Here is a 15,238-nt window from a genome sequence, read left to right on the forward strand (position 1 = left end):
TATTGAAAGCTAATAATCTAAAGCAAATAAGGTTACATGATTTAAGGCACACAAATGCAACTTTAATGTTATTATCTGGAACTAATATGAAAACTGTTAGTAGTAGATTAGGTCACACAGATATTAAAATTTCTATGAATACATATAGCCATGTTTTAGAGGAAATGGATAAAGATGCATCTAATAATTTAAGTCAAATTTTATTTGATTCAAAGTCAGTTTAATTGTCAGTCAATAAAATGTCAGTTAACATTGTCAGTTAATTTTATACGATTCCAATAAAATAAAAGTAAGTAATATACTACGTTATAAAACTTTAGTATATTACTTACTAGTTAAATCTTACTCGTATACTGAGTATCTATCCCATATTGTTTCTAGATCATCAAAGTACTCTTTTATGTCGTCCTTTTCTTTCATACCTACTGCAACTATAAGTGCATTAACTATACTTAAAGCAGGAACTAACGAGTCAACAAATGATGCCATATTACTTTTTACTAAAAGTGTATTATCTGCAAGAGATGCTACTGGCGCAAATAAACTATCTGTTAAAGATATTATATGTGCTCCTTTTTCTTTTGCGTAATTTACTATTTGATATGATTTTTTAGAATATCTTGGGAAACTTATAGCTATTATAACGTCATTTTCATCTATTCTTACTATTTGTTCAAACGCATCCCCCATATCCATTCTAATTATATGGACATTATCAAGTATTATATCTAAATAAAATCCTAAGTATTGAGCTATAGTAAATGAACTTCTCATACCTAATATATATATTTTTCTTGCTTTTAATAATCTATTCGCTGAATCTTCAAAGGCTTTATGGTCTATTTCTTCTAAAGTAGTTTTTATGTTATCCATATCACTTTTTAAAACTTTATTAAGTATGGTATAATCATCGCTATACTCTTTTGCCATTTCTACTCTTTGCACTGTAGTTAATTTATTTTTTATCAACTCTTGAAGTGCTGCTTGTAACTTTGGATATCCTGAGTATCCTAAGGCATTTGCAAATCTTACAACAGTAGATTCACTTACCCCTACTGTATCTCCTAGTTTGCATGCAGTCATAAATGCTACTTTATCGTAATTTGACAAAATATACTGTGCTATTAGTTTTTGTCCTTTACTAAATCTTGGGTATTGAGCTTGGATGTCTGATATAAGCTTTTTGCTATCTTTTAAATCCTTTGTATCGTCCATATCTTTCTCCTTTAGTGGTTTACATCAATATTATTTCTGAAAAGTTCAATTCCTTTTTCAAATGCTTTTATGTTTGACTCTTGAGTTCCCTTTGGAACCCTCTTTATTATTGATTTTTTAATATTTTCTATATCTACATCTTTTACTAACTGACTAATAACTCCCAATGCAACCATATTCGCTGAAACGTAGCTTCCAGTCACTTCCTTTGAAGAATTTATTATCGGAAACTTGTAAATATTCAAATTTTCTGTACATTTTACTTCTATTGAACTATCAATAACTATTATACCACTATTGTCCATATCTTTTAAGTACTGATTTAAAGATTTTTGTGTTAAAGATAATAATATGTTTGGTTTTGAAATTTTAGGAAAATTTATTTCATTTTCACTTATAACAACTTCACATTTGCTAGCTCCACCTCTAGCTTCCGGACCGTATGATTGTGTTTGAACTGCATTTAGGTCGGTGCTTATAGCACCCTCTGCTAATATTATTCCGGCTAATATTAATCCTTGCCCTCCTGAACCGCTAAGTCTTACTTCTACTTTCATATCTTTTATATCTCTCCTTAGGTATTTTTTATTAAATCTATCTATTTATTGAACTTATCTAATACTTTTTTATATTCATCTGTGTATTCAGGCGTGATAGTATCTTTAAATATACCTATTAAAATTTTTTCTTTTAACTGCTCTTCTGTTAAAGTATCTTTTTTAGTTAAGTTAATACTTCTATCTTTTAGCTCATTCATTAAAACAACTGGTGAGCCTTTTTTATTTTTTCTTCCATAGTACGTTGGACATATACTTAATCCCTCTACCAATGAAAATCCCTTATGATTAAGTGCTTTTTTAATATATTGAATTGTATTTGGAACATGATATACTGTTGAACGTGCTACAAAGCTAGCCCCAGCTCCACAAGCTAATTCACATATGTCAAACGGTTTGTCTATGTTACCAAACGGAGCTGTAGTTGCAAAATCTCCATTTGGTGTAGTTGGAGAGTATTGTCCACCTGTCATACCATATATATTGTTGTTAAATACTATTGTTGTTATATCTATATTTCTTCTGCATGCGTGTATAAAATGATTTCCACCTATAGCTGTTAAATCACCATCTCCACTAATTACTATTACATGAAGATCTGGTTTTGCAAGTTTTATTCCTGTTGCAAATGCCAATGCCCTACCATGAGTTGTATGCACGGTATTAAAGTCCATATATCCTGCTGCTCTTGATGAGCACCCTATTCCTGAAACTATACAAACCTTATCCTTATCTATATTAGATTCTTCTATTGCAACTGCTATAGCTCTCATTAGTATTCCATGTCCACACCCAGGACACCAAATATGAGGAAGTCTATTTGTTCTTAAATTATTTTTAATTACTTCACTAGGCATTGATACATTCCTCCTTAATTTTAGCTATTATATCATTAGGAGTTATTACTTCACCATTTATTTTATTAATACCAAATATGTCTTTTTCTTTTCCTAATACTCTTTGTACCTCTAAGATCATTTGTCCTTTATTCATTTCAACAACTGCTATTTGTTTTGCATTTTTACTAACCTCTATTAATTTATCTTCTGGGAATGGCCATACTGTTTTTATACTAAATAATCCAGCCTTTATGTTTTCCTTTCTTAACATTTTAACTGCATCTTTACAAGAACGCGATGACCCTCCAAATGAAACAAATAAAATATCTGCATCCTCTGTTTTATATTCATCATAAATTAATATGTCATCTAGATTTTTTTCTATTTTACTGAACAACCTGTTCATTAATTTTTCAGTTTCGCTTGTGCTATTTGTTGGGAATCCTGTTTCATCATGCATAAGACCTGTTACATTATATCTATATCCTTCCCCTATACTTGCCATAGCTGGTACAAAATCTTTACTACATTCATATGCTTTATATTCGTTATAACCACAACTTGGTTTTTTTCTATTTAATACCTCTAACTCCCCTGCCATAGGTATTCTCATTTTTTCTCTTAAATGACCTACCACTTCATCTAAAAGCAGTATTACTGGTACTCTATACTTTTCTGCAAAATTAAATGCTTTTACAGTTAAATTAAATGTTTCTTCTACTGTTGATGGTGACAATGCTATTATTGGATGATCTCCATGAGTTCCCCACTTAGCCTGCATCAAATCACCTTGCGATGGGCTTGTTGGTAATCCTGTACTAGGCCCACATCTTTGTACATTTACAATTACACATGGTGATTCAACTAATGATGCATATCCTATACACTCTTGTTTTAAAGAAAATCCTGGACCACTTGTCGCTGTCATTGATTTATATCCAGTTAAAGATGCACCTATCGTAGCTGCTATAGAACCTATTTCATCTTCCATTTGTATAAACTTCCCATTTATTTTTGGAAGTAATAATGATGATATTTCTGCTATTTCTGTAGATGGTGTTATTGGATACCCCGCAAAAAATCTCATGCCTGCATAAATTGCTCCTTGTACACAAGCTTCATTTCCTTGTAATAACTTTATTCTATCAGTCATACCAAATCTCTCCTTAAGGTTTTATTCACTTTTTTTTAAATATATTGCATAGTCTGGACATCTTTGTTCACATTGACCACATCCTATACATTTATTAGGATTTGTTACACCTATTGAATCTTCTTTTAACTCTAATATTTTTACTGGACAAAATTCAACACAAATACCACATTTTTTGCACCATGATTTTTTTACTACCAGTGTCTTTTTCATAAACTCCCCCCTTAACTCTATAGAGTTTTTTTAACTTAATTAATTCTCCCTATATTAAGCTTATTTATTAGTTATATAAATATTCTTATTTAAATAAAAAAAACCATGCTATAAAGCATGGTTTAATATTCTTTCTTCTTCTCTATCAAAACTAATTGCGGCGGATTATTTATTTGGTTAATAAATCCACATTCAAGTACATTAAATTCGTTTTGATCTAGCGTTTTAACAAAATCATATACACTATTTTTTTCCTCTGGCCCACCTTCATGTCCAGTGTAAATAGCAATACTTACTACACCATGAGGTTTTAATAGTTTTAAGCTATGCTCTATAGCTTTTATCGTTGTATTTGGTTTTGTTATAATCATATGCTTTGCTCTTGGCAAATATCCCAAGTTAAACACAACACATGAAATTTTTTTTTCAACGTACTTGTCCATATTTTCATGACCATCTAATATTAACTTTACACGATCTTGCAAGTTTTCTTTTTCAAGTTTTTTCTTAGTTGATTTTAAGGCTTCTTCCTGTACATCAAAACTATATACATATCCACTATCTCCAACTTTTTCAGCTAGATACTTTGTATCATATCCATTTCCCATTGTAGCATCTACTACAATATCACCTTCTGTTATAACTTGATCTAAATAAAGTTTATTTAGATCCGTAACTTTTGTTAAATATTTTGCTTTTTTCATAAAACACCTCTATTTAAGACCCTTTAGGTATTGTATTTCTTCATCAGTTAAATATCTGTATTTTCCAATTTCAGTTTCTTTTAAAGTAATCTTACCCATAGCTACTCTTCTAAGTCTCATAACTGGATGATTTATAGCTCTACACATTTTTCTAACTTGTCTATTTCTACCTTCATGTATTTTTATTTGGCATATAGCATAATTTTTTTCTTCATCTTTTTTAACTATTTTTATTTTAGCTGGAGCTGTTTTATAGTCTTCTATATAAAGTCCAGATTCAAACTCTTTCATTTGTTCTGGTGTTGGTATTCCTTTTACTATCGCCATATAAGTCTTGTCCACTTCATGTTTAGGGTGAGTTAAAGTATATGTTAAATCTCCATCGTTAGTAAGTATTAATAATCCACTAGTTTCATAATCTAGTCTTCCTATTGGATATATTCTTTCTTTTATATCTTTTACCAAGTCAAGTACACTAGGTCTATCAAATTGATCTTTTACAGTTGTTATATAACCTTCTGGTTTATTTAAAACTATATAAACTTTATTTTCATCAAGTCCTATTTGTTCATTATCTATTTCTACGATATCATTATCTTCATCTACGCTAAATGATAACTCTTCTACAGTTTTACCATTAACTTTTACTCTTCCTTGTAATATTATTTCTTCTGCTTTTCTTCTTGATGCCACTCCACAAGAAGCTATGTATTTGTTAATTCTCATACTGCACCTTCTCTATTTTCTTATTTTTATTACATTATTATATCATAATACATATATACTAAAAACAAAACACTAAATTTTTTAATATATCTATAGTATTTGAATAAATTTTAATATACTTAGGTTTTGTAGTTACTAATTATTTATTTAAGTTTCTATATTATTCTTTAATTATTTATATTAAATATATCTAACTAAATAAAATACTTAAAATTTACATATAATAATATTTCAATATTCTTTATTTTACTAAAATTTTAATTGGTTAATTTTTTATGATGTTAAGATTTGATTTTATAGGAATTTTTAAATATATATTTGGATATATTATTGAAGAAATTTTAATAAGTTAGTAAAGGAGAATTTTATGGTTTCCAAAGAAAATATTAAATATTATGTACTTATAGGCTTTATATCTATAATAATTTATAAAGTAATAGATTCTCCTTCTAGGCTACTTTCTAATATAGGAGGCTTGGTTAAACTTTTAAGTCCTTTTTTAATAGGAATTTTACTTGCTCTTTTGATTGATCCTTTAGTTAAATATATTGAAAAAAAATTTCAATTACATAGAATTTTAAATATACTTATATCTTATGTAATTATTTTTATTTCTTTATTATTAATGGGTAAAATTTTTATTCCCTCTATTATTAATACCTTAAATACTTTAATTAAAGAAATTCCTCATTATATAAGTATGATAGAAGATTTTTTAAATAATCACATTAAACAGACTGATATACTAGAAGTTTTAATACCTCATATACAAAATAACATTAACTTAATACTTCAAGAAATGATTAATATTTTTTCTAAGACATCTTCAGATATAATTGTTTATTTATTTAGTTTAACATCCTTAATTTTTAATATTTCTATGGGTGTTATATTATCTATATACATGCTGTACGATAAAGAAAATGTAGCGAAAGGATTTAAAAATTTACTATATTGTATTACTACAAAAAATAAAGCTGATAAGACAGTTAATTTTTTTATAATGTGCCATGATATTTTTTACCATTATATAATAGGAAGAATATTAGATTCTGCAATTATAGGAGTACTTGCTTTTATTGGATTTAAGTTTTTTTTAAGGATAGATAATGTATTATTTTTATCTTTTATAGTTTTTTTAACTAATATAATTCCTTACTTTGGACCTTTTATAGGAGCTGTTCCTCCTGTTGCTATGGCTCTTACTCAAGGACCTGTAAAGGCATTTTGGGTAATAATATTTATATTTATTCTTCAACAATTAGATGGTAACTTTATTGGACCTAAAGTTATGGGAGATCAGGTTGGACTTAGTCCACTTTGGATAATATCCGCTGTGCTACTTGGAGGATCATTGTTTGGTATAATAGGAGTATTTTTATCAGTACCTATAGCTGCTGTTTTAAAATCCTGTATTGATAAATATATTCAAAATAGATTATATATAAAGGGTTCTAAGTAAAAAATTCGCTACACTTCATATCGCCAACGACTTTGTCCGTTGCTTAAAATGCCTATATAAAAATATAGGCATTTTTATTTAAATTATTGAGCAACTGTTTGTTCAATAGGTGGAGAAACTACTACACCTGGATTTTCCAATTCATTGGTACCTTGATTTGGTTCTTGCGGTTTATTAGCCTCTTCTTCCACTTTCTTTTTAGCTTCTTCATCTTCTTGCTTTTTCTTTTGAGCTAAGTATGCTAAGTGTTTTTCTTTTTCTATTGAAGCTTGTGCTTCTATTCTATCTTGATCTTTATGAGATACTTCTTTGGCATTTTGTTTTCTTTCTTCTCTTGCCTTCAAATATTCTTCATTCGCTTTAACTAGCTCTTTTTTCTTAGCAGCTGCTTCAGTTTTTATAGTTGCCGACCCGTTTTTTATCTCTTCTATTGATTCAAGTTCTTTTATAGCTTTATTATAATTTCCTTCTTTTTCGTACTCTAATGCATTTTCCATTTTAGTAGCCTGCATATACATTGCTCTTGCATGTTCATCTGAACTATCCATTTCTAAGGCATCCGATAAAAAATTTCTTGCTTTTTCATAATCGTGTGCTTCTAATGCTTCTTTTCCATCATGAACAGTTGTATTTTCTTTTAATCCAGAACATCCAACCATTACTATAGATAATAATGATACCAATAAGACTATTTTTAATTTCATCAAATCCCTCCTTATTATTTAAGATAATTTTATCATAAATATGGTTTATTTAGGTAAAATTATCGAATTTAGTTTATTTATTTTTTATCATTTCTTAATATTTTTTGTATTTTTTTATCGATTATCCAGCTAAAAATAAACAAAAAAGGAAACTTATTTTAAAGTTTCCTTTTTATTTATATAGTTTAAAGCTCTAATGAAATTAAATCTTTATAACTTTGTCTTTTACAAATTAGTTTTGATTTTCCATCTTTCACAAATACAACTGCTGGCTTAGGTATTTTGTTATAGTTAGATGACATAGAATATCCATATGCACCCGTAGATGTAGTTATTAATATATCTCCACTTTGTATTTCCATTATGTCTGTATCTGTTATTAATATATCTCCACTTTCGCAACATTTTCCCGCTACTGTTACTTGATTTATTTTATCTAAACCTATTTTATTTATAACTGCACATTCATATCCTGCTTGATACAATGAAGGTCTTATATTATCAGTCATACCTCCATCTACACTTACATATGTTCTTATGTCCTTTATATCTTTTATAGATCCTATTGTATATAATGTACTTCCTGCATTTGCTACAATAGATCTCCCAGGCTCTATAATTAATACAGGCTTATTTATTTTAAGTTTTTCACAAGTTTTTTCTACTCGATTTATTATAGATTCACAAAATTCTTTTATAGTTTTTGGGGTGTCGTGCTTTGTATAATAAACACCAATACCTCCACCTAAATCTATTTCTTTTATTTCTATATTATAATTTTCTTTTATTTTTTTTATTAAATTCATCATTATATCAACTGCATCCATGTATGGATCAACCTCAAATATTTGAGATCCTATGTGTGCATGTAGACCTATTAAATTTATATTTTTATATTCCTTTACTTTTTCTAAAGCTTCATATAAATCTCCATTTGTAAGTGCAAAACCAAATTTTGAATCAATCTGGCCTGTTTTTATATATTCATGTGTATGCGCTTCTATACTAGGTGTTATTCTAAAATAAATATCTTGTATTGTATTATATCTTTCACATATTTCTTCTATTAAGTCTAGCTCATAAAAATTGTCAACAACAAAAATTCCTACACCTAATTTTATTCCCATTTCTATCTCATCTATAGTTTTGTTATTTCCATGAAATAATATTTTTTCCATAGGAAACTGTGACTTATATGCTGTATATAATTCTCCACCTGAAACTACATCTAAATATAAATTTTCCTCTTTTATTAATTGACACATATATCTAGGTAAAAAAGCTTTACCTGCATATGCTACTTTATTGTTATTTTCTTTAACTTTAAAATAATTTACATATTCTCTACAATTTTTTCTTATAAGCTTTTCATCAAATATATAAAGTGGTGTTTCATATTTTTTTGCTACATTTTCACATTTAACACCACCTATATATAAGTTTTTATTTTTTACTGACATAGTTCCATGTAATTTCATAAACATCCTCCTGTATTAGTATAAAATATACAGCCATTTTGAGGTTTTTAACAATAATTTACTATAATCAAAAACGTCCAAAGGAATACTTTGGACGTTCTATTTCACTCAAAGTAAACCTTGTAGCTCAACACTTTTAGCAAGTGACAGCCTTGCACATATTTTGTGCAAATCCAGAGAATTTATTTGCCAATTAACTCTCTTCGGCTACGATTCCTTTCCTTAGTTATCAACACTTGCCAGCTACTACTAAGTACTCTTAATCTAAGCACCTCTACCCTAGGCTTTTTTATTTAATTAATATAGTTTTAACACTTTTTTCTTAATTTTGCAACTATTTTTTATTTTTCCAAAACATCTAATTTTTTAGCTACTATGTTCGTAGTACTTGCTTGTACCAATAAAGTTATTATAATAGTCATAAATACAACTGATGATATAATTTCATATCCTTCTACTTTTGTTGATACTATTATTCCTGATAAAGCTGCTGGTATAACGCCCGTTTCTCTTACCCACATCATAAATAATTTTTCATTTTTGCTCCAATTAGCTTTTTTATCAAATGTAGTACAAATTAAAACTACTATTGGTCTAGCTATAAACATTAAAACTAACACTACAATTATTGCTCCAATGCCATACTCTACTAATGAATTTAAGTTGAGATGTGTTCCAAGTACTATAAATATTGACATCCTTGCTATAGTGGCTAAATTTTCTCTAAAATGCACCCCTGATATATAATCTTCATCGGGAACCCATAGTCCAAATCTTTTTTTATTTCCATATACAAGACCTGCAATAAACACTGCCATATATCCACTTCCACCAAATCTTTCTGATATTTCATAAGCAAAAACAACTACAGTAATTGATATGATAGGTGCATAACCATGAAATATTCCATATTTTTTATCTGATGAAATGCCTACAGCTATTAATGCTACACCAATTCCAACTAATAAACCTATCAATATCATAAATACTAGTTCTAATGATGTTGCTAATATTCCTACTCGCTGTGTCATAGTTAATCCTGTAAGTATTGACGTAAATAAAATTGCACCAAATGCATCATTGAATGCAGATTCACTTATTACAGTTTGCTTTAATTTATTTTTTATAGGAACTGTTTTAAATACAGGTATAAGTGCTGCTGGATCTGTTGATGCTATAGTTGCTCCTAATAAAAAACTTGGCCCTATTGATAGATTAAATACATAATGCGCAGTAAGCCCTACTATACCTGCTGTTATAAAAACACCTAATGATGCTAAAAGGCCTACACTTACTTTTACTTCATTTAATATTTTTAATTTAACTTCTCTTCCACCTTCATAAAGTATAAATGCTGATCCAAAAGTTAATATTATTTCATTCGCAGTTGGAAACGCTTCCATATTCACTAAGTTTAAAAATGTAGGACCAAATGCTACACCTAATATTAAATAAATTACTACATCAGGAAGCTTTAGCTTTTGAGCAACCCAACCTCCTATAACACCTATCGTTGCAACTGAAGCCATTATTAGCACTAATTCATTTGCGCTAATTGCTGATGTATTCATTTCTCCCATATAATCACCTCTTTTGCTAAATTTTAAGTGTCTCTATTTATTATTTGCAAAACATCAAAAAAAAACCTATTTGTTAAAATAGGTTTATATATATCTAAATAATTTACTTAAATTTAAATCTAAAAAATTAACTTCATACTTTCCTCTAATTTCATGTAATCCATCTATATTTTCTGATGTTACAACCAATATTTTAGGAATTTCATAAAACGGTATTGTTGACTTATTTATTTTATATTCCATATCCTCATATTTTGATGATCTAAAATTATCATCTAGATTTATATCTACCAATAATTGCTTAGGTTCATTATATTTATCTATATATTCTACAAATAAATCAAACTTTGAATCTGCTACAGATACGTTTCTATAAAATCTTTTAATTTCATAGCCAGCTGAACTAAGCTTTATAGCAACTTCTGAACCTATAACTGCTTTAACCAATTCTTGTCCTTTATACATTTTGCTTCCATTTAAATAATATACATAAGTATTGTCTTTGTAGCCAGAGTAATTTATATTGCATGGATATTTTCTAAGAGTATATTCATTACACATTTTTCTTAGCGTTTTTTTAAAAGGCTTTCGTCCATATCGTTTTCTTGATCCAAAAACTTTTCCCACCTGAGTTTCTGTCATACATCTAACTCTGCTAATTAGTATTAATATATCTCTTTCTATTCCTATCATTACGTCTATTCTCCCTTGAAGTTATTATTTTGGCAAGTTATATTACCATTATATTAATTTGGGACAATAAAATTTACAAATTTTAAGCAATTTATTTTATTTTAAATTATAAATTATAAATCATTTCACTCTACTAGCATGAAAAAAGTAGCTATCTAAATTTAGATAGCTACTTTTTTATTACTGATTAACATTTTCTGATTCATTGGTTATTTTTTCTTCTACAGTTTTTTCTTCTGTAGTTTGTTTGTTATTAGCTTCAGGCTTATTCCCTAAAGTTAAGTTATCAAACTCAACTATATCAACAAATCCTTTTTCACCTTTTTGATAAGCTATTTTTACTTTATCTCCTACCACTGTCAAAGGTATTTCTGTTGATACCTTAGATGTAGCATTAAATATTATACTTTCATTCGAATCTAGTGTCATATAATAGAATGTATTTCCAGATTTAACATCTGGACTAATTCTTGTTATATTTCCTTCTAACTTATCTGTTGTTGTATCATTTTCTATTTTTATATTGTTCCCTTTTGATGCTAATGCTTCTCTGTAATTTCTTAAAGCTTCTTCTTTAGTTTCTCCTAATCCTAATACACTAAAGTCTTCAACTGATACAAATGATACCATCTTAACAAGTCCTGCCTTATCTTTTAAAGATGATACATATGTTGGTTTGCCTAGTATATTGTACATTACAGGGAATGTAGCTTCATAGTTTTTTTCTTGAACCTTACCTTCTGCAGATCTCATCGCAGCAGTTTCTGTAGCTCCTGGTTGTTTATATAATTTAGCTTCTTTTGTTCTAGTATCTACTAACATAAACCCTATAGTAGACTCATCCCCACCTGATGAAGTTATTCCTGTATACCAATATGCTTTATTATCATTTCCATATACTAATGAAGTTCCTTCAGTTGGGACTAATACACCTTCTTCAGATATAACTGAATTTAAGAATCCTTTTACATATAATCCCCAATCATTTATTTGATTTGTAACAAACTCTTGAGGTTGTATTCTATCTATCCATTTCGGAGCATCTTTTATAGAATATCTTTTAGTTTCTCCAGTTTCTGCATCCACAGTTGCAACTCCAACTGCATTTGCTCCACTATATCCTATCTTATGCTCATATAAACTCGCTACCCAATATGGTCTTCCTTCGTCATTTATTTCTAATGTAAAGTCTGTCATACCTACATTTGTTATTCCCTTTAAGTACATATGTCTATGTAGATCTTGAAGGAAGTATGCTTCTGGTTGATAAACTATTTTTACAGGTTTATTATCTATTTCTTGAACTAATCTAACATCTTGAGGATTACTTGCAGATACCATTACGTATCCGTTTGTTCCATCTAATGATGTTATCCATTTTATTATATCCCTATGTACTAATGGTGCTACCCAATATAATTCACCTTTTACACTTTGTATATGAAATTTTCCAAGCTTAGATACACTTCCAAGTGCCGGAACTTCTCCTAGCTTTTTATCACCTAATTTCATAGCCATATCTTCATCTACAACTCTTATGTTATTAGTATTTACGGGACTTACATCCTTTGAAAATTCACTTTCTTTTACTTCTCCTATTAAGTTTCTATATGACTTAGCATGAAGTATTGGAGAAGATGCAACAAATGGTGCTGCTATACTGTATATTATTAGTATTATAGCTATAGAAAAATTATATTTTGCTATTTTTGAAGTTTTTTCTCCCCTATCAAGCATCATATCTAATATTCCTGCTATACCAAAGAAAATTATAAGCACTGAAATACATGATATGAAGTCAAACCTTAATACTGGTAATTTAACAAATGCGTAAATAGCTACTATTAAAAAAGCTACACCATATGTTTGTATAAATTTTTTCATTTAATACTCCTTTCAAAACTATATCCTTATTAATTACATTATATCCATAATTTTCAAAAAAATAAATACCTCACATAAAATATGAGGTATTTTCTTAGTCGTTTTATTAATTTTAAATATAATAGCTTATGCTTCAGCAACTCTAGTTATATATACAGGCTCTCTTGTTGAATACTTAGATAATAATCCTTCGTACTCTAGCTCTAATCCTTCTAAATTATAGAAATCATTAGGTCTAGTTTCATATGCTGGTTTATCTAGTATATGTATATCACTTTTTTGTAGCATGTCAGCTACAAAGTGTGAACATACATACTTGTATTCTTTTTCTCTTGGTCTATCTATCGATAAACATACAAGTGCTTTAACATCATAATCATATTCTTCTCTATTTTCACTAACATTCATTATATTCTTATATAATTCTTCATATTGTAAGTCTGTAACATCTAATGAGTACACCCTACACATAGTATTTGTCTTAATAGCATATAATCCTTCATTTATATTTTCTTCCACAAACCCTGCAAATATAGGAGTTTTAGGATTTAATCTTCCAAAGGAATACATAGGTCTTAACTCTTTATTTAAAGCTATAGATACGTGTGCATATGGGGTTTTACTTATATTTCTTATAAGATAAGATAATAATGTACCAGTATAAGTTGTTACGATATATATCTTCTTCATATTTCTCCCCCTTAATTTTTTAAATTAATACAACTATAAAACTATATCATATTCTATATATATTTGTAAATATATTTTTTATTTACTTTCTTTATGAATTTTATTATTAACTCGTTTTCCGACTATCCAAGATATTAAAATAGCAAAAGTAAATATAACTATCTTTTTAGGATTATAAAATAAATCACCAATATCTTCTCCAATATAACTTAAAAGTAAAAACATAACAAATTTACCACATACCATGCCGGATATAAATGTCTTTATATCAAATCCAACAAATCCAGACGTAATAGTTATTAAAAAATCAGGAATAAAAGGGCATACATATGATATAAATATACTATTAAACCCTTGTTTTTTTATCCAAGATTTAATTTTAATTATTTTAATATTTTTTTCATACTTTGTAAAGAATTTAATTGTAGAAAATTTTTTAGCAACATAATATAACGCTATGGATGCAATACTTGAACCTACCCATGATACTAAAAAACCTTTCCACATTCCAAGAACAAAAGCATTTGCTAAAACTATCGCTAAAAGTGGTAATACTGGAGCAAATGTTTCTACAGCTACTAACAAAAGTCCTATTACAGCAGCTAACAATTTATGATCTGCTATTGAGTATAATATTTGTTCCATAAATATATGCACCTAATTTCTGTCGTTTATTTTGCTCTATTTTTATTTAATATTAATTTTATACTTAGATATAGCATCTATAATATTATTAACTTGTAAGTTCAAATCTAGTATTATTTTATTTTCTTTTATTTCTATATTGTTTAAAACTATTGGATATGTATAACTTTTATCTATAGTTATAGCTTTCCCATTTAATGTAAATGGTATTTTATCTTTATATGAATTTAAATGGTTAATTAAAGTCTTGTCACTTAAATTAATTTTTCCAAGTTTCAAATTGCTTACTTCTATATTTAAGTTGTTATCAGATATATTTGGTGTTAAATATGCTTCTATTTGACTATCTATAATTCCAAATGCCTTATATGGAGATACTATTTTAACCTTATCATTTTCAAGAATTATACTAGCATCTTCTAATTCAGTTATATTATTTGTTTTCATTACTGAATAAACTATATCTTTAAATTCTTGTGAAGTTATAGATATTTTTCCTTGTAAACCTAGCGGTTTTTTTGATATTTCAAAGTTGTCTATAGACGACTCTTTTATTAACTGCTCAATAGTTATAATTTTTCCTTCTTCTACAGATACTTTTTCCTCTGGCATTAATGCATAATATGTACCACCTAGTAATATTAAAACAATAATTATAATAGAAATTATTATTTTCATTCCTTTATTCAAATTTC

General features: G+C 28.0%; 17 protein-coding genes and 1 riboswitch. Of the genes, 2 read left to right on the forward strand and 15 right to left on the reverse strand.

All coding sequences use genetic code 11. The features are described 5' to 3' along the window. Nucleotides 1–224: tyrosine-type recombinase/integrase (locus BLP75_RS03210; protein ID WP_170827928.1), on the forward strand; the 224-nt coding region annotated here is incomplete at its 5' end. 118 nt (nucleotides 225–342) lie between these two features. On the opposite strand, the gene BLP75_RS03215 is transcribed toward BLP75_RS03210, so the two are convergent. From BLP75_RS03215 to BLP75_RS03245, 7 genes are all read right to left on the reverse strand, one after another. Beyond that, a complete protein-coding gene (locus BLP75_RS03215) occupies nucleotides 343–1,215 on the reverse strand; it encodes a MurR/RpiR family transcriptional regulator (protein ID WP_092722854.1) in 873 nt (290 codons plus the stop codon). Between the two features lie 11 nt (nucleotides 1,216–1,226). Continuing rightward, on the reverse strand, nucleotides 1,227–1,772 hold the full coding sequence (locus tag BLP75_RS03220) for a 2-oxoacid:acceptor oxidoreductase family protein (protein WP_092722856.1): 546 nt from the start codon (nucleotides 1,770–1,772) through the stop codon (nucleotides 1,227–1,229). Between the two features lie 41 nt (nucleotides 1,773–1,813). Continuing rightward, nucleotides 1,814–2,629, reverse strand: a complete 816-nt coding sequence (locus BLP75_RS03225; protein WP_092722858.1) for a 2-oxoacid:ferredoxin oxidoreductase subunit beta — start codon at nucleotides 2,627–2,629, stop codon at nucleotides 1,814–1,816. After that, nucleotides 2,622–3,764, reverse strand: coding sequence for a 2-oxoacid:acceptor oxidoreductase subunit alpha (locus tag BLP75_RS03230; protein ID WP_092722860.1), 1,143 nt, complete (start codon nucleotides 3,762–3,764; stop codon nucleotides 2,622–2,624). The genes BLP75_RS03225 and BLP75_RS03230 overlap by 8 nt, the downstream gene beginning before the upstream one ends. 21 nt (nucleotides 3,765–3,785) lie before the next feature. Continuing rightward, nucleotides 3,786–3,977 (reverse strand): 4Fe-4S binding protein, encoded by a 192-nt coding sequence (locus BLP75_RS03235; protein ID WP_092722862.1) that lies wholly within the window; start codon nucleotides 3,975–3,977, stop codon nucleotides 3,786–3,788. A 122-nt stretch (nucleotides 3,978–4,099) separates the two neighbouring features. Then, the gene (gene mnmM / locus BLP75_RS03240) at nucleotides 4,100–4,681 is read right to left on the reverse strand and encodes a tRNA 5-(aminomethyl)-2-thiouridylate-methyltransferase MnmM (protein ID WP_092722864.1); all 582 of its coding nucleotides are present in this window, start codon (nucleotides 4,679–4,681) and stop codon (nucleotides 4,100–4,102) included. Between the two features lie 9 nt (nucleotides 4,682–4,690). Further along, entirely contained in the window at nucleotides 4,691–5,407 is a 717-nt protein-coding gene (locus BLP75_RS03245; RefSeq protein ID WP_092722866.1) for a pseudouridine synthase, read from the reverse strand. A 367-nt stretch (nucleotides 5,408–5,774) separates the two neighbouring features. On the opposite strand from BLP75_RS03245, the gene BLP75_RS03250 reads away from it, so the two are divergent. Continuing rightward, nucleotides 5,775–6,869, forward strand: coding sequence for an AI-2E family transporter (locus tag BLP75_RS03250; protein WP_092722868.1), 1,095 nt, complete (start codon nucleotides 5,775–5,777; stop codon nucleotides 6,867–6,869). Between the two features lie 83 nt (nucleotides 6,870–6,952). Here BLP75_RS03250 and BLP75_RS03255 read toward each other — a convergent pair whose 3' ends face one another. The 8 genes from BLP75_RS03255 to BLP75_RS03290 form a co-directional block, all read right to left on the reverse strand. Further along, nucleotides 6,953–7,573, reverse strand: a complete 621-nt coding sequence (locus BLP75_RS03255; RefSeq protein ID WP_092722870.1) for a tetratricopeptide repeat protein — start codon at nucleotides 7,571–7,573, stop codon at nucleotides 6,953–6,955. Between the two features lie 185 nt (nucleotides 7,574–7,758). Then, the gene (gene lysA / locus BLP75_RS03260) at nucleotides 7,759–9,051 is read right to left on the reverse strand and encodes a diaminopimelate decarboxylase (RefSeq protein ID WP_092722872.1); all 1,293 of its coding nucleotides are present in this window, start codon (nucleotides 9,049–9,051) and stop codon (nucleotides 7,759–7,761) included. 115 nt (nucleotides 9,052–9,166) lie between these two features. After that, nucleotides 9,167–9,336, reverse strand: a riboswitch (Lysine riboswitch). A gap of 56 nt (nucleotides 9,337–9,392) precedes the next feature. Then, a complete protein-coding gene (locus BLP75_RS03265) occupies nucleotides 9,393–10,631 on the reverse strand; it encodes a cation:proton antiporter (protein WP_092722874.1) in 1,239 nt (412 codons plus the stop codon). An 84-nt stretch (nucleotides 10,632–10,715) separates the two neighbouring features. Then, entirely contained in the window at nucleotides 10,716–11,324 is a 609-nt protein-coding gene (locus BLP75_RS03270; protein WP_092722876.1) for a hypothetical protein, read from the reverse strand. Nucleotides 11,325–11,504: 180 nt separating this feature from the next. Beyond that, on the reverse strand, nucleotides 11,505–13,208 hold the full coding sequence (locus BLP75_RS03275; protein ID WP_092722878.1) for a hypothetical protein: 1,704 nt from the start codon (nucleotides 13,206–13,208) through the stop codon (nucleotides 11,505–11,507). A 126-nt stretch (nucleotides 13,209–13,334) separates the two neighbouring features. Continuing rightward, entirely contained in the window at nucleotides 13,335–13,898 is a 564-nt protein-coding gene (locus BLP75_RS03280) for a hypothetical protein (protein ID WP_092722880.1), read from the reverse strand. A 78-nt stretch (nucleotides 13,899–13,976) separates the two neighbouring features. Then, nucleotides 13,977–14,543 carry a TVP38/TMEM64 family protein gene (locus tag BLP75_RS03285; protein WP_092722882.1) on the reverse strand — a complete coding sequence of 189 codons (567 nt, stop codon included), beginning with the start codon at nucleotides 14,541–14,543 and terminating at the stop codon, nucleotides 13,977–13,979. A gap of 42 nt (nucleotides 14,544–14,585) precedes the next feature. Further along, a complete protein-coding gene (locus tag BLP75_RS03290; RefSeq protein WP_092722884.1) occupies nucleotides 14,586–15,233 on the reverse strand; it encodes a hypothetical protein in 648 nt (215 codons plus the stop codon). Between the last annotated feature and the right edge of the window lie 5 nt (nucleotides 15,234–15,238).

Origin of the sequence: Romboutsia lituseburensis DSM 797 (genome assembly GCF_900103615.1) — a bacterium.
In the GTDB taxonomy this organism is placed as follows: Bacteria; Bacillota; Clostridia; order Peptostreptococcales; family Peptostreptococcaceae; genus Romboutsia_F; species Romboutsia_F lituseburensis.